Consider the following 18,549-nt stretch of genomic DNA (forward strand, 5'->3'; position numbering starts at 1 on the left):
ACGGCACAGTTATCGGGCACGCACCACCGCGGATCGCGTGATACGGCACGACGCAGATCAACACTCAGCACCAACGCAAGTCAGCGCTGCGGCACCAGCCAGGTCGGCGTCAGCGGTGCAGCACCAACCGGGTCGTTTGTGCGGCACCAGCGCAGGTCAGCGCTGCGGCACCAGAACGGCACAGTTATCGGGCACGCACCACCGCGGATCGCGTGATACGGCACGACGCAGATCAACACTCAGCACCAACGCAAGTCAGCGCTGCGGCACCAGCTAGGTCGGCGTCAGCGGTGCAGCACTAACCGGATCGTCGGTGCGGCACCAGCGCAAGTCAACGCTGCGGCGCCAGCCGGGTCGGTGTCAGCGCGGCACCAGCAGGGGGCGTCAGCGTCGGCACTAACCGGATCGTCGGTACGGCACCAGCACAGGTCAGCGCTGCGGCACCAGCCAGGTCGTCGTCAGCGCTGCGGCACCAACGCAAGTCAGCGCTACGGCACCAGCAGGGGGGCATCAGCGGTGCGGCACTAACCGGATCGTCGGTACGGCACCAGCGCAGGTCAGCGGTGCGTCACCAGGCAGGGCGTCGTCAGCGGTGCGGCACCAACCGGATCGTTTGTGCGCACCAGCGCAAGTCAGCGTCTCAGCACCAACGCAGATCAGCGCTGCACACAACGTAAGTCGGCGCTACAGCACCAGCACGTGGCTACGCTACGGGCTGATCGACCGGCCCCAACGCTCGGGTGACCTCCGCACAATCACTTCGCTGATCGGGCACGTACGTAGTCGGGGTTGAGCCTGACCCCGAGTTCTTCCAAGTCGATCTCGCGCCCCTTTGCACTGCGGACCTGAACTCGAACCGGCGCACCACTCGACTCCTCGACCAGCAGCAGCGGCGCGGGCCCCGACTGCAGGTAAGTATCGCCCCACTGCATGAGCGCGAGCACCGCGGGCAGCAGACCACGGCCCATATCCGTCAGTACGTACTCGTGACGGGTCCGCTTGCCCTCATCCTGATACGGCCGTTTGACGAGCAGCCCCGCCGCGGTGAGCTTGCGGAGCTGGCCGGATGCCGCGGCGTCGGTGATGCCGACCCGGGCGGCGAAACCGTCGAAGCGCGTGGTGCCGTAGTAGGCCTCACGCAGGATCAGGATCGCCGAGCGGGTACCGATGAGGTCCATCGCCTTCGCAATCGAGCATTCCGTGGGTTTCCACGCGCTCAGATCTGCCAACGGTCCTTCCATTACGGCTGCCATGACGAACATCATAGCGATATCTGGCTTGAGCTAGCTATACCCAGGCGTTACTCTGACTATAAGCCAATAGAGTCAGGCACAGGAGCTCGGCTCACGGTTCGAAAGGGACCACCATGAGAGACGCGGTCATTGTCGAAGCGGTACGCACGCCGATCGGCAAGGGAAAGCCGAACGGGGCACTGCACAACGTCAACGCGGTAGACCTGCTGGCCCACAGCCTGCGCGCGGTAGTCGACCGCAGCGGCATCGACCCGGCGCTCATCGACGATGTGATCGGCGGCATCGTCACCCAGATCGGCGAGCAAGGCGCCAATATGACCCGGCGTGCCGCGCTGGCCGCGGGCTATCCGGAATCGGTACCGGCGACCACGGTCGATCGCCAGTGCGGCAGCAGCCAGCAGGCCATTCATTTCGCCGCACAGGGCGTAATCGCCGGTGCGTACGACATCGTGGTCGCGGCGGGTGTCGAGTCGATGGGACGAATTCCCATGGGCGCGAACATGATCGGATCCGAAGACTTCTCCGGTGTCGGCTTCACCGAGCGTTATCCGGAGGGTCTGGTGTCCCAGGGCATCAGCGCCGAACTGATCGCCGCCCGCTGGGGACTCACCCGAAACCAGCTCGACGAATTCGCCCTCGGCAGCCACGAAAAGGCCGCGCTGGCAACGAAGAACGGCGCGTTCGCCGGTCAACTCGCACCCATAGCCGGACTGGAAACCGATGAGGGCATCCGGGTCGGCGGTTCCCTGGAAACCCTCGGCAAACTGCGTCCCGCCTACTACGACGAGGCCATGGCCGCGCGCTTCCCGGAAATCGGCTGGCAGATCACCGCCGCGACCGCGAGCCAGGTCAGCGACGGCAGTGCCGCGGTACTGATCATGACCAGCGAACGCGCCGAGCAACTCGGACTGAAGCCGCTGGCCCGGTTGCACAGCTTCGCGGTGGCCGGCGACGATCCGCTGCTCATGCTGACCGCCGTCATCCCGGCGACGCGAAAGGTGCTGCAGCGCGCTGGACTTCAGCTGTCCGATATCGATCTGGTCGAGATCAACGAGGCATTTTCGCCGGTGGTGCTTGCCTGGGCACACGACACCGGTGCGGATATGTCGAAGGTGAATGTCAACGGCGGCGCCATCGCCATCGGTCATCCGCTCGGCGCTTCCGGCGCACGTCTGATGACCACGCTGGTGCATGCCATGCAGGAGCGCGGCGCGCGCTACGGTCTGCAGACCATGTGTGAGGCAGGCGGTTTGGCCAACGCGACCATTATCGAACGGCTCTGAGCCAGCGATGTCGCGGCACCGGTCCCGGATCGGTGCCGCGATGTCGCAGGTCGACAGATCATTCGATCGGACGGCTCAGGCGGGCTCAGATCGAAACCAGCACTACCGCAGTCAAAAAGCCGACCAACCACGACTCGGCGATCAATGGCACCGCCACCAATGGCGTCCAAGCGATACGCCGTCGATGGCGAATCTTCTCCACCAACCTGATACCCACCGCAACCACGGAAAGCGCAATCCCCACCCACGCAACGCAATACGCGACCGGCAGATAGCGCACACCACCATCGGGATCGGCATCGCGCCCGAGAAATTCATACAGCGGCACGGCAGCGGCCGCCACCGAGCCGAAACCGACCGCGAGCACAGATCCGAGCACCGCCCGAACCGCACTCGCCAGCCGCAGCTCCCATCGACCCGACCCCATACCCCCAGCATGACGGGTATCTCCTGGCTCCGCGCCGCACGTGCCAGCCCGCCAGATCGCATTTGTGGCGGACCTTCTCGATATTCACCCGCGCCTGTACATGGCGATCTTCTCTCCAGCATCAAGGCACCGTGCCCGGGAGACGGCTGGCCACACGGTCGACCTCGGGCCGACGCCGAAAGCGGTCGACACGAAGTTGGCCGTGGGGGCGGCCCAACTCCGTGTGCCGACGATCCCGCTGACGCACATCTAGTGAGTGCCGCGCAGAGGGCACAGCCTTTGCGCAATGGTGAATGAGTATGCGGGAGTGCGCCGTTTCGCCGCCGAGGGGGTTTGTTGCCCTGCCAGGTGCCGGGGGTGCCTGACCAGCGATGGCGGCGCGGCAGCCGATCGCCTCGGCCTTGTGGCGGCGCGCAGCACGGGCGTGGGCACCGGCCTCGCTAGGCTGCATGTGATGACCGAAACCTTCGTCTACGCCATTCCGATGCGGACCCGGTTCCGTGGCATAACGGTGCGCGAGGGGATGTTGATCAGTGGACCGCTCGGCTGGGGGGAGTTCTGCCCGTTTCCCGAGTACGACGATCGCGAGGCCGCCGGATGGTTGGCGACCGCGGTGGAGCAGGTGACGGTGGGCTGGCCGGAGCCGGTGCGGGACAGGATTCCGATCAATTGCACGGTGCCCGCGGTGGGTCCGGAGCGGGCGCATGCGATCGTCGCCGGATCCGGATGCCGTACCGCGAAGGTGAAGATCGCCGATCACCCCGATTCGCTGGCCGAGGATCTGGCACGGGTCGAGGCGGTCCGGGATGCGCTGGGGCCGAACGGATCGGTGCGCGTCGATGCCAATGCGGTCTGGGATGTCGAGACCGCGGTCACGCATATCAAGCAGATCGACCGTGCCGCAGGCGGTTTGGAATACGTCGAGCAACCGTGCCGCACCATTGAGGAACTGGCCGCGGTGCGCCGCCGTGTCGATGTCCGAATCGCCGCCGACGAATCCATTCGCCGCGCCGAGGATCCCCTGCGCGTCGCGGTAGCGGGAGCCGCGGATATCGTGGTACTCAAATGCACCCCATTGGGTGGTGTCCGCCGCGCACTACAGGTCGCCGAGGCCGCCGGCCTACCGTGCGTGGTCTCCTCCGCCCTGGAAACCAGCGTCGGCCTGGCCGCCCAACTCGCCCTCGCAGGTGCCCTCCCTGATCTCGAATTCGCCTGCGGCCTGGGCACTTTGTCACTCCTCGACGGCGACCTGGTATCCGAATCACTGCGCCCGGTCGACGGCTTCATGCCGGTCCCGAAGACCCCGCCCACACCCGACCCTGCACTACTGAAGCAGTACCGCCACCCCGACCCTGCACGAACCCGCTGGTGGGAAGGCCGCCTGACCCGGGTCCGCGCACTGCCCCCGCCCCGGTGACCGAGTCGCGAAAGTAGTACGCAACCAGTACGAACTCCGCATGTCGGCCCGACGGGTCGGCGTAGCGCAGCCGCGGACACGACGCACGAACTCGGCCAGACACCAGACATCAGCCGGACACCGCGGGCTGCCCAACGGTCAACTACCCGCAAACACGACGCGGTCGAGCGAAGCAGCGGCCTCAGCTCGAGCGGACACCACAGCCGAACACGCGCGACCACAGGACAAGGTGCCGTCAGACAGATACCGCGAGCTCGCTGCCCAACGATCAACTACCAGCGGGCACAACCGCAAACACGACGAGCGAAGCAGCGGCCTCAGCTCGAGCGGACACAGCAGCCGAACACGCGCGACCACAGGACGAGGCGTGCCGTCAGACAGATACCGCGAGCTCGCTGCCCAACGATCAACTACCAGCGGGCACAACCGCAAACACGACGAGCGACGCAGTGGCCTCAGCTCAAGCGGACACCACAGCCGAGCATGCTCGACCGCAGGACCAGCCCGGCTTCCGGCCCGACAATGCCGTCGACGAGTTCCACGTAGCGACTACAGAATTCGGGACCGTGTGGAGCCACGGATGCGGCGGCGGGCTCGAGGTGGTGTGCTAGTTCGTGCAGGATCACCAATTCGCGCAGGGCCCATGCGGTCGCGCCGGTGTGCAAGGGGACGGCCAGCACCGCGTCCGCGGACTCGTAGTGGGCGGCGGCGGTTCCGGCGCGGGAGCGGACCCGGACGGGTGTCGCGGCGCGGTCCCCTAGCGCCCGGACCCAATTGAGGCTCAGCACCTTATCGGTGTAGGTCTGCACCGATTCGACCGAGGCGAAGCGGCGCTCGATCGGCAGCGTGAGGTGCGAACCGTAGAGCTCTACGGTCCGATTACCACTTTCGTCAGCTCGATCGAATACCCTCCGCACCAGTTGCTCGGCGTCATATACCTTGGCGCGCTGGCTATCTCGCGCACTCACCGGACCGAGCTCTCGCTCGTATCCGCGGGCTCGGATGATCCGATACCACCCGAGAGCACCGAAACTTCGATCGACTCAGCTCGCGAATACACGCGCGACGAAACCCCCGCCAACTCACCCGACTCGCTCACGTCGCTCCGCCTCCGGGCAATTGCCCACGCGCGGCGCCGAGTTCGGGCGAGGCACCCAACCGCGCGGCTCGCCCTGCCCGATCACCCGCGCGCCGGGCGGCTGCGGAATGTCCGGCAGACGCCTGTGGACCGCGCCAGGTACCGCGAGCATCGGAGGTCTTCTTATAGAAGTCGGTGAGCTCGATTTCCTTATTGCGCAGGGCCAATGCCGTACTCGTCGCGACGGTTTCGGGCACCACCTCGGCCTCGACCTCCGCCTTCACCTCAGCCAGGCGGCGGCCGATCCGCGCGGCGAATGCCATCTGAAAGTTCAGCCGCGCGGTAACCGCCGCCACCGGCGCTTGCACACGCCGCTGCACCTTTCGGCCCCAACGTTGCTCCGTGACGATCTTCTCGATGGTGGCCGAGCGATACTGCCCCGATTTGATGTACTGATCCGACGCACGCACCATCTGCACCAGCAGACTGGTGTAAAGGGCTTCACAGGTATCGATATCGGAGTCGAAGCCATACGCGTAGACCTGCGTGGACGTGCGCGCAACATCGCAGCGCACATCATTGGCCGCGGCGATCGCCACGAACAGCTGCACGTAGGTGCGCAACCCCTTCTTGCCCGGTTCGCCGATCGGAATCATTCGCTGCACCGGCGTCGGCCTGCGCTCACGTCCGGCGATATGTGCGCGGGCGACCGCCAGGTCGATCGAGGACCTGGTCGCCAACCGTTGAGCCGCGGCCAGAAACGCCTCGGCCTCGTGCTCGTTATCGGTCGATTCGGCTTGGCGCAGCAACCCACCGATCCGGGTGAGCATCCGGTCCGGGACCGCATTCGGCGAAGTCATCGAAAACAGCCTAACGAGCGACAGCATTCGCGGAACTGTGACACCTGACCCGACCCACACGGAGCGAGTCTTACCAGCGAGGAGTTCGCGGCCCGTCTCGCGTCCGAGACATCGAAGCGCAGACGACGCAGTCGCAAGTCTCGACGGCACCGCTATCGACTGCTTGCAGGTCGCTCGAAAGGGGCGGCCGCGAGACAGAAGGGGGCCGCGAACACGCAACGCCGCGGGCGCTGCCAGGCAACTGCTGCGTCACATATAACAACCATGTATCTTGCCTTGTGCACCTGCAGGGTGTGCTGCTGCTCACGTCTCGACCTTGGAGTGTTCGCGATGGCTTTGAAAAAGGTGACGTCCCTACGTTCGTCGCTCGTACCGCGAGCGGCGTTGGCAGCCGCCTCTGTTGCGCTGCTGACGGCGACGTTCACCAGTGCCTGCTCCAGCGATAACGGCGGCAATCCATCCAGCCAGAACCTCACCGGTCGCGGCCCGATCACCTATGTCGAGGGCAAGGACACCACCGAGACCGGCGCGGTCAAGCAGCTGATCGAGCGCTGGAACGCCTCGCACCCGGATGAGCAGGTCACCTTCAAAGAGCAATCGAACGACGCCTCGCAGCAGTACGACGATCTGGTCGAGCACATGCGCTCCAAGCAGTCCAGCTACGACGTGGTCGCCCTGGACGTGCCGTGGACCGCGGAATTCGCCGCGAAGGGCTGGATCCAGCCGCTGAAGGACACCTTCTCCATCGACACCTCGGCACTGCTGTCCCCGACGGTCGCCAGCGCCACCTACAACAACACCCTCTACGCCGCGCCGCGAAACACCAACGGCGGCTTGCTGTTCTATCGCAAGGATCTGGTGCCGAATCCGCCCAAAACCTGGAGCGAGATGTTGGCGCAGTGCCCGATCGCCAAGCAGAACAATATGGGTTGCTACGCGGGTCAGCTGGCACCGTACGAGGGCCTGACGGTGAACGCGGCCGAGGCCATCAACGCCTACGGCGGCACCTTCGTCGGCGCGGACGGCAAGACCCCGACCGTGAATACGCCGCAGGCGCGCGCCGGACTCAAGGAACTCGTCGACGCCTACCGCAACGGTGATATCCCGAAGGAAGCCATCACCTTCAAGGAGCCGGAGAGCGCCAACGCGTTCAACACCGGCAAACTGCTGTTCATGCGCAACTGGCCGTCCACCTTCGGTGACGCGGGTGCGGAATCCTCCGCGGTCAAGGACAAGTTCGCCGTCGCGCCGCTGCCCGGTGAGAACGGCGTCGGCGCCTCGACCCTCGGTGGCTACAACGCGGCAATCAGCGCGTTCTCCAAGAACAAGGCCACCGCGCTCGACTTCCTGCGCTACCTGATCAGCGAGGATGCCCAGCACATCGTCGCGGCCGGTGCGCTGCCCTCGGTGCGCGCGTCGATGTACGACGATCCGGCGCTGATCGCGAAGATGCCGTACCTGCCCGCGCTGAAGGATTCGATCGCCAACGCGGTACCGCGTCCGGTTACCCCGTTCTACCCGGCGGTGTCGAAGGCCATCCAGGACAACGCTTATGCTGCGCTGAACGGAACCAAGTCCGTCGACGACGCGATCAACGGTATGCAAAAGGGCATCGAGACAGCCGGATCGTAGCGAGTACAAGAGCGGACCCGACCACCCCGTAGGAGAGAGAAACGGTGTCGGATCCTTCGGGAACGGCCACTCGCGTGTCGAGCGACGGCGATTTGCCGACCAAGCGCGGATTCGGTGGCACCTTGGCGTTGGAGTTGCGGCGTTCCGGTAAGGCGTGGTTATTCGTCACGCCGGTGCTGATCACCCTGGCGGTTGTCGTCGGCTATCCGGTCTTCCGTGCGTTGTACATGTCGTTCCAGAAGGATCCTGGACTCGACCCGTCGACCGGCATGTTCGTCGAGGGCGGTAGCGCGGGCTTCTCGAACTACACGCACTGGCTGCTGCAGCAGTGTCAGACGGCGGGCGAGACGGTGGCCTGCCCGACCGGAAACCTCGGCTCGCAGTTCTGGCTGGCCGTCGGCGTGACGCTGTTCTTCACGGTGATCACGGTGACCCTGGAGGCCAGCCTCGGGCTCGGCATGGCCATGGTCATGGGCAAGACCTTCAAGGGCCGGGCCTTGCTGCGCGCGGCGGTGCTGGTGCCGTGGGCGATTCCGACCGCCGTGACCGCCCGGCTGTGGGAGTTCATGTTCCAGTACGACGGCGTGGTGAATCGGGTCTTCGACACTCACATCCTGTGGACCTCGCAAGCTTGGCCCGCGCGGTTCGCGGTCATCGCCGCCGATGTCTGGAAGACCACGCCGTTCATGGCATTGCTGCTGCTGGCCGGTCTGCAGGTGATTCCGGCCGATGTGTACGAGGCCGCGAAGGTCGACGGCGCCTCGGCCTGGCAACGCTTCACCCAGATCACGTTGCCGCTGCTCAAGCCCGCGCTGCTGGTCGCGGTGCTGTTCCGCACCATGGACGGGCTGCGCCTCTACGACCTGCCCGCGATCATGACGCTCGGCAACCCATCCACACGCCCGATTTCGGCACTGGTGGTCGAACAGGTCCGCCAAGGTCCCAATAGCGCGGCGGCACTGTCGACGATCACCTTCCTGCTGATCTTCGCGGTGGCTTTCCTGCTGGTAAAGGTTCTCGGCGCCAATGCCGTTCGGACCCAGGAAGAACAGCGGGAGGCGCACTGATGACCACCGTGACCACCAAAAAGTCTGCGGCACAGGCTCCTTGGACTAAGCGGCTGGGTTCGGTTCGGCTGTATCTGGGTGCGCTGATCGTGCTGGTGTGGGGTCTGGCTCCGTTCTACTGGATGGCCGTCACCGCATTCCGCGATCCGGTCTACACCTTCGACAACACGCCGTGGCCCACCCACGTCACCCTGGAGAACTTCCGCAACGCCTTCGACACCAGCCGTGGCAACGACTTCGGCAAGGCGCTGCTCAACAGCGTCATCATCGGCGCGGTGACCACGGCCGTCGCGCTGGTGCTCGGCGTGCTCGCCGCCTACGCGCTGGCACGGCTTACGTTCAAGGGCAAGTATCTGGTCTCGGGGCTGATCCTGTCCGCATCGATGTTCCCGGTGGTCGTGCTGGTCACCCCGCTGTTCCAGCTGTTCACCAACCTCGGCTGGATCGGCGAATACCAGGCGATGATCATTCCGAACATCTCGTTCGTGCTGCCGATGACCGTCTACATCCTGGCCTCGTTCTTCGCCGAACTGCCATGGGAACTCGAAGAAGCCGCCCGCATCGACGGCGCGACCAAGACGCAGGCCTTCCGGCTGGTCATGCTGCCGCTGGCCGCCCCCGCGGTATTCACCACCGCGATCCTGGCGTTCATCGCATCGGTCAACGAATATCTGCTGGCCCGGCTGCTCTCCAGCGATAAGACCGAACCGGTGACCGTCGCGATCGCGCGCTTCTCCGGCAACAATCCGCTGGTGCAGCCCTACGCCGCGATCATGGCCGCGGGCACGATGGTGACGATTCCGCTGGTCATCATGGTGTTGCTGTTCCAGCGCCGCATCATCTCCGGCCTCACCGCGGGTGGCGTGAAGAGCTAATACGGCTGTCGCATGGCTCGAAACCCGTTGCGGCGGTAATACTCGGTGTACGATCTCGGGTCATTTCCGATCGTGTCCGTGCAGGTGAGTTTTACCGACGCTCCGGGAGGAGATGATCGTGAGCTCGTTCGGCAAGCGGCGACGCGGGGGCGTTCGTCGGGGCAAACCGATCCCGGCACCCTATGCCTCCGTGGCAGGGTTCAGCGAGCACAACGGGGCGTCACGACGCAAGGACAAGCCGAGGCTGCCCGGCACTACGAAATCGCCTCGGCCGCAACCGACACCCTCCAGTCGACCGCAACGCACACGAGGCGAACGCTTCCGCCGGTTATTGCTCGCCCTGTTCATCATCTTCGTCGCGGTGCCGTCGCTGCTGTTCGTGCTGGTCTACTGGAGCGCCGAAATCCCGGATCCCGATTCGGTGCAGACCAATCAGATCGCCACCATCCTCGCCTCCGACGAAACTTCGGTGATCGCGAAGGTCGTTCCGCCGGATGGCAATCGGATTCCGGTACCGCTGTCGGATGTGCCGAAGCCGGTGCGCGATGCGGTGCTTTCGGCCGAGGACCGCAACTTCTATACCAATCCCGGCTACTCGATCAGCGGATTCCTGCGCGCCGCGCGCAACAATGTCCTCGGCAAAGAGGATGCGGGCGGCGGCTCCACCATCACTCAGCAGTATGTCAAGAACGCCTTCCTCGGCTCCGAACGCACCCTGACGAGGAAGATGCGCGAGCTGATCATCGCATCCAAAATGGCGCGGCAGTGGAGTAAGGAAGACATCCTTGCCGCCTACCTCAACACCATCTATTACGGGCGCGGCGCGTACGGGATCTCGGCGGCCGCGAAAGCCTATTTCAACAAACCGGTGCCGGAACTGACGCTAGCCGAAGGCACGGTCCTGGCCTCGGTCATCCGCATGCCGTCGATCCTGGATCCGGAGACCCATCTCCCCGAGCTGACGACGCGCTGGAAATACGTGCTCGACGGCATGGTCGAAATGGGTGCGCTCGCGCCCGGCACGCGCGATGCGACGGTATTCCCGCAGATCGTCCCGATCACCGAAATCCCGGACGTCAATGCGGCACGCGGTCCGGAGGGCCTGATCCGCAGCCAGGTGCTGCGAGAACTACGCGATTCCGGTATCAGCGAGCACGAACTCAATACCGGGGCATTGCGGATCACCACCACCATCGACGCCAAGGCCCAGCAGGCCGCTCTCGATGCGATCCACGATCGACTCGACCCCCAGCCGCCGGAACTGCGTGGTGCGGTCGTTTCGATCGATCCGCGTTCCGGCGCGGTGCGCGCCTACTACGGCGGCGCCGACGGTATCGGCTTCGATTTCGCGCAGGCGCCATTGCAGACCGGCTCGGCTTTCAAGGTCTTCGCGGTGATCGCGGCACTGCAGCAGAGCATTCCGCTCAACCGCATGCTCGACAGTTCACCGGTGACCGATCACGGCACCAAGATCACCAATGTGGAGGGCGAATCGTGCGGTAAATGCACTATGGCCGAGGCGCTGAAGCGCTCACTGAACACCAGCTTCTATCGACTGACGATGTCGATGTCCAACGGCCCCGAGGCAATTGCCGAAGCCGCCCATCAGGCTGGAATCCCCGAAGAGATTCCGGGTGTGGCCGGTAAAACGCTCACCGAGGACGGTGGGCGGCCGCTCAACGGAATCGTGTTGGGCCAGTATCTGGTTCGCCCCATCGATATGGCATCGGCCTATGCGACGATCGCCAATTCCGGTGTCTACCACCAGCCGTACTTCGTGCAGCGAGTGGTTGCCGGCGATGGCCGCGTCCTGCTGGATCGCGGCGAACCCGGCCACCAGGTCGGTAAGCAACCCCCGCGCGGACAGCAGCGCATCCCGCGCGGCATCGCCGACAGCACCGCTGCGGCGATGATCCCGATCGCCGCATATTCCAACGGGCACAGCCTGTCCGGCGGTCGGCCCTCGGCCGCCAAGACCGGAACCACCCAACTCGGTGAGTCCGAAGAGAATAAAGACGCATGGATGATCGGCTTCACCCCCTCGCTGTCCACGGCGGTGTGGGTCGGTACCGAACAGTCGCAGCCGATCGAGACCGCCCGCGGCAGCGACATCTACGGCTCCGGCCTGCCCGCCGATATCTGGAAGCAGGTGATGGACGGCGCACTCGACGGCACGCCGATCGAGCAGTTTCCGGCGGAAGCGGCACAAGGCAGCCAGCCGAGTACGAGCAAACCCTCCGGTGGCGGCTACGACATCCTGAACCCGCCGTCCAGCACCTCCACGGCACCGGTGATCATCATCCCGCCCGCCCCGGAGCCCACAAAGGAAGTCGAAATCTTCCCAGGATTCAGCATTCCGGTGCCCTGAGTCTTTGGCCGCGCCTTCGGCGCGGCGTGTTCGCGGCCCCCTGGTGTCTCGCGTCCGAGCCGTCGAGACTCGCGACTTCGTCGCATGCGCTTCGACGGCTCGGACGCGAGACGGGCCGCGAACTCCTCGCTCGTAAGACTCGCTCCGTTGGGGTCAGTAGTGGCGGGACGTTCGGCACCCGATGCACGCATGTGGCGACGGCGAGCCCCACGCCCGCAGCACACCCACGTCAACGACTCGAACACCAGACGCGCCACGAACTCCTCGCTCGTAAAACTCGCTCCGTCGAGGCTGGGTCGAGCTGACAACATGCTGTGCTCGGTTCGCTACGAATGTGTGCCGACCGGGGCCATGGGAACGGATGACGTGGCAGCATCGTTTGCCAGAGTGAAGTGAGCACGGCGCGCCGGAACCAAACCAGGCCGACGCCGACGTCGTGAGATGGATGAGGAAGGATATGCGCTCGAGCGACGACACGCGGCGCGAGCGTCAGGCCCGGAAGTAGCTTCCGCGGCCACGGGGGCCCGGGAGCGCCGCCAATTGGAGACAGACTAGACATATAGGGGCACGCCGGTGGATTTCAATGTCGTTGACCGTCCCGAGACGCTCGTGGCGGGCACAGTGCTGCGCAGCCCGGCGCTCGCGGTCGAGGGACCGCGCCGCGCCAAGGTCGAGGAGGCGTGGAAACGCAATCTGGCCCGCAAGCTGCCCGGCCCGCCGACGACCGCGTACGTGGACCACGCGCCGGAGATCAACTCCTACCTCACCCATATCGTCGGATACCGCTGCCACACCATCGGGGATCTGCTGCCTGGCGATGTTTTGGCGCGAGTACCCGCGGGACGGTTCGCCCGATTCACGCTCAGCGGCGACAATCTCGGCGACACCATCGTGACCATCTGGCGCGCGGTATGGGATGCCGAGGCCGCCGGAAGATTGCTGCGCGCCTATACCGGTGACGTGGAACATTATCCGGACGCACGCACGGCCGAGGTATTCGTGGCGCTGGCAGACGAACCGGTCGACGGTTAGGAACAGCTGTGGACTTCGAAATTGTCACATTGGACTCGAGCCTGGTCGCCGGACTCACCGTCCCGCTGGCCGGACGCGAGGTAACCGCCCGGGACCTGGACCTGGTGAACTTCACCTGGGACCGGTATTTGGCGCGGGAGAAGAATGTGCCCCGGGTCGCGGCCTATATCGGCCAGAACGATCACGCCGTCGCGATTCTGGGCTACGAGATCGCCGACATGGACGATATGGATGCCGGTGATGTGCTGACCCGTGTCCCGTCCGGGCGCTACGCGAAATTCGTCGTCTCCGACAAGCCCTACGACCTGCTGCGCACCGCATGGGCGCAGGTCCGCAAGGCCGAAAGCGCAGGCACCATCACCCGCTCACACACCGCGGAAATCGAGCGCTACACAGGACCAACCTCGGTCGAGGTCTACGTCTCGCTGGACTGAGTTTCAAGGTGTAGTGGACGACGTGACGGTCCAGCTCCACGAAGCGGCTCTCGAAGGCAAACAAGCTATCGTCCACCCAAGATGGGCGTAGACCTTTCGGGCTGCTGGGTCGTCACGTCCGGACCGCCTCGGATCCTGCTCGATCGAGGCGGCGGTATCGGTTAGAGGAATGCGGGTACAAAACGGTCGGCGGTGCGTATCGCGAAGGCGAGAGGCCGGGCGAGGGTCGCTGCGAGCGTGCCCTTCAGGCGTCCGCGGCGCCTCGCCGACACCCGCGGCGGGAGCGCCGCGAAGAGCGTCGCCAGTGCTGGCAGCGGACGGACGAAGACCGTGTAATCAACGATCTGTCCATGCTCGTTGCACCGCACCAGATTCATGGCTTCGAGTTCCACCCCGCGAACGCGTGCGTGAAACGAGAACGATCCCGTATCGCCGAGCGCGAGCGGTTCGGTGGTAGTGAGGCCATCGAGGACGGCGAAGATGTCCCGGTGCAGTGCCGTGACCTCCTGCTTGCCCTCGAACCGCAGTCGGGATGTGAGCGGGGAGTGAAAGACGACGTCGGGCGCCAACAGTTCGGCGACCGCATCGCCGTCGCCGGTTTCCCCGGCGGCGCGCAGAGCGGCGAGGGCCGCTGAAACCAGCGAGGTAGCAGGGGCCGGCGGACCGGAGGCAGCCATGGGAACCTCTCTGGGAGAGAATACGGGGCATTGGCTTGATAAAATCAAGTGTTATGGAGAAAGTCAAGCAGACGCCATCTCGTTCCTACGGGCAGTACTGCGGTCTAGCGCGGACGCTCGATGTAGTGGGTGATCGCTGGAGTCTGCTGATCGTCCGCGAGCTGCTACTCGGCCCGATGCGCTACGGCGAACTCGTGGCCGCGCTGGGCGGGATAGCCACCAATCTGCTCGCCGACCGTCTGCGGAGCTTGGAATCCTGCGGAGTGGTCGAGCGGCGACCGGGCCAGACCAGCGGCGTCGTATATGCCCTGACGTCCTGGGGTAGCGATCTCCGCGAAACGATCGAGTCGCTCATCCGCTGGAGCTTCCCGTTGATGGTGAGCGGCCGCGGCGGCGACGCCTTTCAACCTCGCTGGCTGGCGGTAGCACTCCCAGCGCTGCTCCGCGGCAGGACGGCAGCGCCTCCGACCGAGCTGGGCATCGACGTCGCCGACTTATTCATGACCCTGCGAATCGACGAACACGGTCCCCACGTGACCATCCAACCCGACCGGCGCCCCGACACGATCCTCGAAGCAGAGCCGGAGGTGATCCTGGGGCTCGCCGCTGATGCGATCAGCATCGACGAAGCACTAGGCCAGGCGAACGTCCACGGCGATCCGCGCGTCGTCAGCGCGGTACTGACCGGGCACCGAAGTGAGTGAGCTGCTCGATGAGGTCCTCACCGCCCATGGCGGCCTCGAGCGATGGCGGCTGCGACCGCGCTGACCGCCCACGGGAGATTCGGCGGCCTCCTGCGCTCGCGCTTTCCCGGAAACCGGATGGTCAACCTGACCGTGCGGATGCAGTTGGCGCAACAGCACGCCGTCTTTCACGACTTTCCACAGCAGGACCAGCAAGCAGTGTTCGATCGAGGCGACGTACGGATCGAGACCGCGATGGCGAACCGATCAGCGCCCGACGTAAAGCCCGCGCCGCCTTCGCCGGGCTCAACGGACTCCCACGCAACCTTCGCGATCTTCCTGGCGACCTCGATACTCCACCGCGCCCGGATACCGCAAAGCCGGGCCGAAGAGTTCTCCGGCCCGGCTTACCTCGGATGAGGCGGGTGACTACTCAGCGCCGATGATGAACGCTTCCAGCTGCTGACGTGCGATGTCGTCGGCCAGCTGCTTCGGCGGGGACTTCATCAGGTAGGCCGAGGCGGGGAGGACGGGGCCGCCGATGCCGCGGTCCTTGGCGATTTTCGCCGCGCGCACCGCGTCGATGATGATGCCCGCCGAGTTCGGCGAATCCCACACTTCGAGCTTGTACTCCAGGTTCAGTGGCACATCACCGAAGGCGCGACCCTCGAGGCGCACGTAGGCCCACTTGCGATCGTCGAGCCAGCCGACGTGATCGGACGGGCCGATGTGCACATCGTTGGCGCCCAGCTCCTTCTTCAGGTTACTGGTGACGGCCTGGGTCTTGGAGATCTTCTTCGACTCCAGGCGCTCGCGCTCGAGCATGTTCTTGAAGTCCATATTGCCGCCGACGTTCAGCTGCATGGTGCGGTCGAGCTGCACGCCGCGGTCCTCGAACAGCTTGGCCATCACGCGGTGGGTGATGGTCGCGCCGACCTGGCTCTTGATGTCGTCACCGACGATGGGAACGCCTGCCTTGGTGAACTTTTCGGCCCACACCGGATCGGAGGCGATGAACACCGGCAGCGCGTTGACGAAGGCGACATCGGCATCGATAGCGCACTGGGCGTAGAACTTGTCCGCCTCTTCCGAGCCGACGGGCAGGTAGGAAACCAGGACGTCGACCTTGTTGTCCTTCAGCACCTTCACCACGTCGACCGGCTCGGCCTCGGACAGCTCGATGGTCTCGGCGTAGTACTTGCCGATACCGTCCAGTGTCGGACCGCGCTGCACGACAACGTCGCTCGGCGGCACATCGGAGATCTTGATGGTGTTGTTCTCGCTGGCGAAGATCGCCTCTGCCAGGTCGAAGCCGACCTTCTTGGCGTCGACGTCGAACGCGGCGACGAATTTGACATCGCGCACGTGGTAGCGGCCGAACTTGACGTGCATAAGGCCGGGGACGGTGGCCGTCTCGTCCGCGTCCTTGTAGTACTGCACGCCCTGGACCAGCGAGGAAGCGCAGTTACCGACGCCTACGATGGCGACGCGGACTTCGGTGGCGTTTTCCGCCTTGTTGACTTCACTCATGGCCGATATTTCCCTCTTTCTGTGGTGCCGCCTTCGTCGATTGCTCCGCCGCAATCAACTCGTTGAGCCAGCGCACTTCGCGCTCGCTTGATTCCAGACCGAGCTGGTGGAGCTGGCGGGTGTAGCGATCCAGCGAGCCACTGGCCTTCTTGATCGCCTCCCGCAGTCCCTCTCGGCGCTCCTCGACCTGCCGTCGCCTGCCCTCCAGAATCCGCATCCGCGCTTCCGCGGGGGTGCGGCTGAAAAACGCCAGGTGGACGCCGAAGCCGTCGTCGGTGTAGTTCTGCGGTCCGGTATCGGCGAGCAGTTCGGTGAACCGCTCCCGCCCGGCCGAAGTCAGTTGATAGACCCGTCGCGCACGACGGGTGACGCCCGCGAAGTTCTCCTCGGCGATCAGCCCATCGGCCTGCATGCGACGCAGCGTCGGATAGAGCGATCCGTAGGAGAAGGCCCGAAACGGCCCGAGCAATCCGGTCAGCCGCTTGCGCAGCTCGTATCCGTGCATGGGCGCTTCGAGGAGCAGCCCGAGGATTGCCAGCTCGAGCATCGGGCTTCACCCCCTGACTGTGTGTTCAGACCTAACCGATGGATGCGACTCCCCACTATATCGGACCGATATAAACGTGCATAGTCATCGACGATACATAGATCTATCTACGCAGCTAGAGAGCGATTTCCCCACCGCCGCCAGCCATAACAGAAGCCCCGTCACCTCGGTACACGAACGAGGTGACAGGCCTTCGCCGCGACCGTTCGCACCACGCCCGACAACGTTGCGTCACCAACCACCGCTGGACCACCCGCCCACCAACGGCGCTCACCTCGGGATGGTCCCAGCGCACCGATTTGCGCGCCACGCATGGTTTCGCCGGCGATTTCGTGCGCGGCGCAACAAACGATGCGCGGGACCGCATTCCGTTGGCGAGGCGCCCAGTGTGCGAGCGCGCCGATGGTGCGGTCTGCGAAATCGATACCCACGGCTGGCCCACCGAGCACGACGCCCCCCGAGCCACCGCGCCTATGAAAAAGGACCGCCACTACCAGTGGCTCGCACACCTTTGTCCCACCTCGCACACCGACTCACCGCGCGAAACACCGTGCGCCGAACACGAAAGTATGCGAGATCGGATCACGGGCTGGGTGGGGAGACTCTCAGGGGTTCGCCGGTGAAGGTCGCCGTCATGTTGCCTGAGGCTCCCGCTGGGTTTTTCGCGTAGATCTCGACGGCGGGGCCCGAGTCGGCGGGGCCGTTGGTGGCGTGGTGGAATGCGCAGTGGGTCACTGTGCCGTTGGGCACTTTGATCGACTGCGGTGCGCCCGCAAGCAGTCCGGCGATTGCGCGCAGGTCTATGGCGGCGAGATCGACGGTCGGCGCAGCGGGCTTTCGGCCGGTGCGAATATCGGGCTCTCGGAAGGTTCCGTTGTAGTAGTAGCGCGCAGTCGCAGCCGGATTGCCGACCGCCGCGCGTTCGAAGAGCACATACCCCGGATACAACGTGACCTCATCGGCCTTGGTGTCGCCGAATTCGGCACGGTACTCGGCGAGGAAATATGCGAGCCCGGCACCCGTGGTGAGCGTCGGCACTTGTTCGGACGGGCCGAAGGATCCGCCCGCGCAGCTCGCTATACCGCCCACCGCGGCGCCGAGCACGGCGGCCGCGCCGATGATCGCCACCGGTGCGAGCCAGCGGCGTGGCCGCCTGCGATCCACCCGTACCACCGGCGCGTCCACCAGGTTGTCCGGGATCTGCAAATCGCCGACGACGGCATCGAGTTCGCCGAAGGATTTGGCGGACATGGCCTTTGCGGTGCGCGCGGCGTGTTCGTCCCCGGTGAGCTGACCATCGGTCAGTGCCGCGTCGAGCAGGCCGCACACGTCGGCACGGTCGGTGTCGCGGGCCCGGATACCGCCATAGCGCGTCGTCGCCATCAA

At 65.1% G+C, this 18,549-nt stretch carries 17 protein-coding genes and 1 pseudogene; 10 read left to right on the plus strand and 8 right to left on the minus strand.

Annotation, left to right across the window (positions count from 1 at the left end; translation table 11 throughout):
• Positions 1-755 precede the first annotated feature (755 nt).
• Positions 756-1,265, minus strand: coding sequence for a winged helix-turn-helix transcriptional regulator (locus ACIBG0_RS09420; protein ID WP_397030863.1), 510 nt, complete (start codon positions 1,263-1,265; stop codon positions 756-758).
• Positions 1,266-1,366: 101 nt separating this feature from the next.
• On the opposite strand from ACIBG0_RS09420, the gene ACIBG0_RS09425 reads away from it, so the two are divergent.
• On the plus strand, positions 1,367-2,536 hold the full coding sequence (locus ACIBG0_RS09425; protein WP_397030865.1) for a thiolase family protein: 1,170 nt from the start codon (positions 1,367-1,369) through the stop codon (positions 2,534-2,536).
• An 85-nt stretch (positions 2,537-2,621) separates the two neighbouring features.
• Here the strand turns inward: ACIBG0_RS09425 and ACIBG0_RS09430 are convergent, their stop codons facing one another.
• A complete protein-coding gene (locus tag ACIBG0_RS09430) occupies positions 2,622-2,963 on the minus strand; it encodes a hypothetical protein (RefSeq protein ID WP_397030867.1) in 342 nt (113 codons plus the stop codon).
• Between the two features lie 454 nt (positions 2,964-3,417).
• Here ACIBG0_RS09430 and ACIBG0_RS09435 point away from each other — a divergent pair, with 454 nt between their 5' ends.
• Positions 3,418-4,380 (plus strand): o-succinylbenzoate synthase, encoded by a 963-nt coding sequence (locus ACIBG0_RS09435; RefSeq protein WP_397030869.1) that lies wholly within the window; start codon positions 3,418-3,420, stop codon positions 4,378-4,380.
• A 455-nt stretch (positions 4,381-4,835) separates the two neighbouring features.
• On the opposite strand, the gene ACIBG0_RS09440 is transcribed toward ACIBG0_RS09435, so the two are convergent.
• A complete protein-coding gene (locus tag ACIBG0_RS09440) occupies positions 4,836-5,348 on the minus strand; it encodes a TIGR04338 family metallohydrolase (RefSeq protein WP_397030871.1) in 513 nt (170 codons plus the stop codon).
• 127 nt (positions 5,349-5,475) lie between these two features.
• Positions 5,476-6,318 (minus strand): DUF2786 domain-containing protein, encoded by an 843-nt coding sequence (locus ACIBG0_RS09445; RefSeq protein WP_397030873.1) that lies wholly within the window; start codon positions 6,316-6,318, stop codon positions 5,476-5,478.
• A gap of 330 nt (positions 6,319-6,648) precedes the next feature.
• Here ACIBG0_RS09445 and ACIBG0_RS09450 point away from each other — a divergent pair, with 330 nt between their 5' ends.
• The 6 genes from ACIBG0_RS09450 to ACIBG0_RS09475 all read left to right on the plus strand — a co-directional run bounded on the left by ACIBG0_RS09450 (position 6,649) and on the right by ACIBG0_RS09475 (position 13,726).
• On the plus strand, positions 6,649-7,950 hold the full coding sequence (locus ACIBG0_RS09450; protein WP_397030875.1) for an ABC transporter substrate-binding protein: 1,302 nt from the start codon (positions 6,649-6,651) through the stop codon (positions 7,948-7,950).
• 92 nt (positions 7,951-8,042) lie between these two features.
• Complete coding sequence (locus ACIBG0_RS09455) at positions 8,043-9,017, plus strand: carbohydrate ABC transporter permease (protein WP_397031221.1); 975 nt, start codon at positions 8,043-8,045, stop codon at positions 9,015-9,017.
• On the plus strand, positions 9,017-9,892 hold the full coding sequence (locus ACIBG0_RS09460) for a carbohydrate ABC transporter permease (RefSeq protein ID WP_397030877.1): 876 nt from the start codon (positions 9,017-9,019) through the stop codon (positions 9,890-9,892). Before ACIBG0_RS09455 ends, ACIBG0_RS09460 begins: the two co-directional genes overlap by 1 nt.
• 112 nt (positions 9,893-10,004) lie before the next feature.
• Positions 10,005-12,260 carry a transglycosylase domain-containing protein gene (locus ACIBG0_RS09465; protein WP_397030879.1) on the plus strand — a complete coding sequence of 752 codons (2,256 nt, stop codon included), beginning with the start codon at positions 10,005-10,007 and terminating at the stop codon, positions 12,258-12,260.
• Positions 12,261-12,833: 573 nt separating this feature from the next.
• Complete coding sequence (locus tag ACIBG0_RS09470) at positions 12,834-13,292, plus strand: GyrI-like domain-containing protein (RefSeq protein ID WP_397030881.1); 459 nt, start codon at positions 12,834-12,836, stop codon at positions 13,290-13,292.
• A gap of 8 nt (positions 13,293-13,300) precedes the next feature.
• Positions 13,301-13,726, plus strand: a complete 426-nt coding sequence (locus ACIBG0_RS09475) for a GyrI-like domain-containing protein (protein WP_397030883.1) — start codon at positions 13,301-13,303, stop codon at positions 13,724-13,726.
• A gap of 161 nt (positions 13,727-13,887) precedes the next feature.
• Here the strand turns inward: ACIBG0_RS09475 and ACIBG0_RS09480 are convergent, their stop codons facing one another.
• A complete protein-coding gene (locus tag ACIBG0_RS09480; protein ID WP_397030885.1) occupies positions 13,888-14,403 on the minus strand; it encodes a nuclear transport factor 2 family protein in 516 nt (171 codons plus the stop codon).
• 53 nt (positions 14,404-14,456) lie between these two features.
• On the opposite strand from ACIBG0_RS09480, the gene ACIBG0_RS09485 reads away from it, so the two are divergent.
• Together ACIBG0_RS09485 and ACIBG0_RS09490 are read left to right on the plus strand one after the other, a co-directional pair.
• Positions 14,457-15,107, plus strand: a complete 651-nt coding sequence (locus ACIBG0_RS09485; protein ID WP_397030887.1) for a winged helix-turn-helix transcriptional regulator — start codon at positions 14,457-14,459, stop codon at positions 15,105-15,107.
• A pseudogene (locus tag ACIBG0_RS09490) lies at positions 15,100-15,228 on the plus strand (hypothetical protein); the annotation flags it as partial. The gene ACIBG0_RS09485 and the pseudogene ACIBG0_RS09490, both read left to right, overlap by 8 nt.
• Positions 15,229-15,515: 287 nt before the next feature.
• On the opposite strand, the gene ACIBG0_RS09495 reads toward ACIBG0_RS09490, so the two are convergent.
• The 3 genes from ACIBG0_RS09495 to ACIBG0_RS09505 form a co-directional block, all read right to left on the minus strand.
• On the minus strand, positions 15,516-16,616 hold the full coding sequence (locus ACIBG0_RS09495; protein ID WP_397030889.1) for an inositol-3-phosphate synthase: 1,101 nt from the start codon (positions 16,614-16,616) through the stop codon (positions 15,516-15,518).
• Positions 16,609-17,163 (minus strand): PadR family transcriptional regulator, encoded by a 555-nt coding sequence (locus tag ACIBG0_RS09500; RefSeq protein WP_397030891.1) that lies wholly within the window; start codon positions 17,161-17,163, stop codon positions 16,609-16,611. Before ACIBG0_RS09500 ends, ACIBG0_RS09495 begins: the two co-directional genes overlap by 8 nt.
• 582 nt (positions 17,164-17,745) lie before the next feature.
• Positions 17,746-18,546, minus strand: a complete 801-nt coding sequence (locus ACIBG0_RS09505; RefSeq protein WP_397030893.1) for a DUF1707 domain-containing protein — start codon at positions 18,544-18,546, stop codon at positions 17,746-17,748.
• Positions 18,547-18,549: the final 3 nt, after the last annotated feature.

Source organism: Nocardia sp. NPDC050630 (genome assembly GCF_044457245.1).
In the GTDB taxonomy this organism is placed as follows: Bacteria; Actinomycetota; Actinomycetes; order Mycobacteriales; family Mycobacteriaceae; genus Nocardia.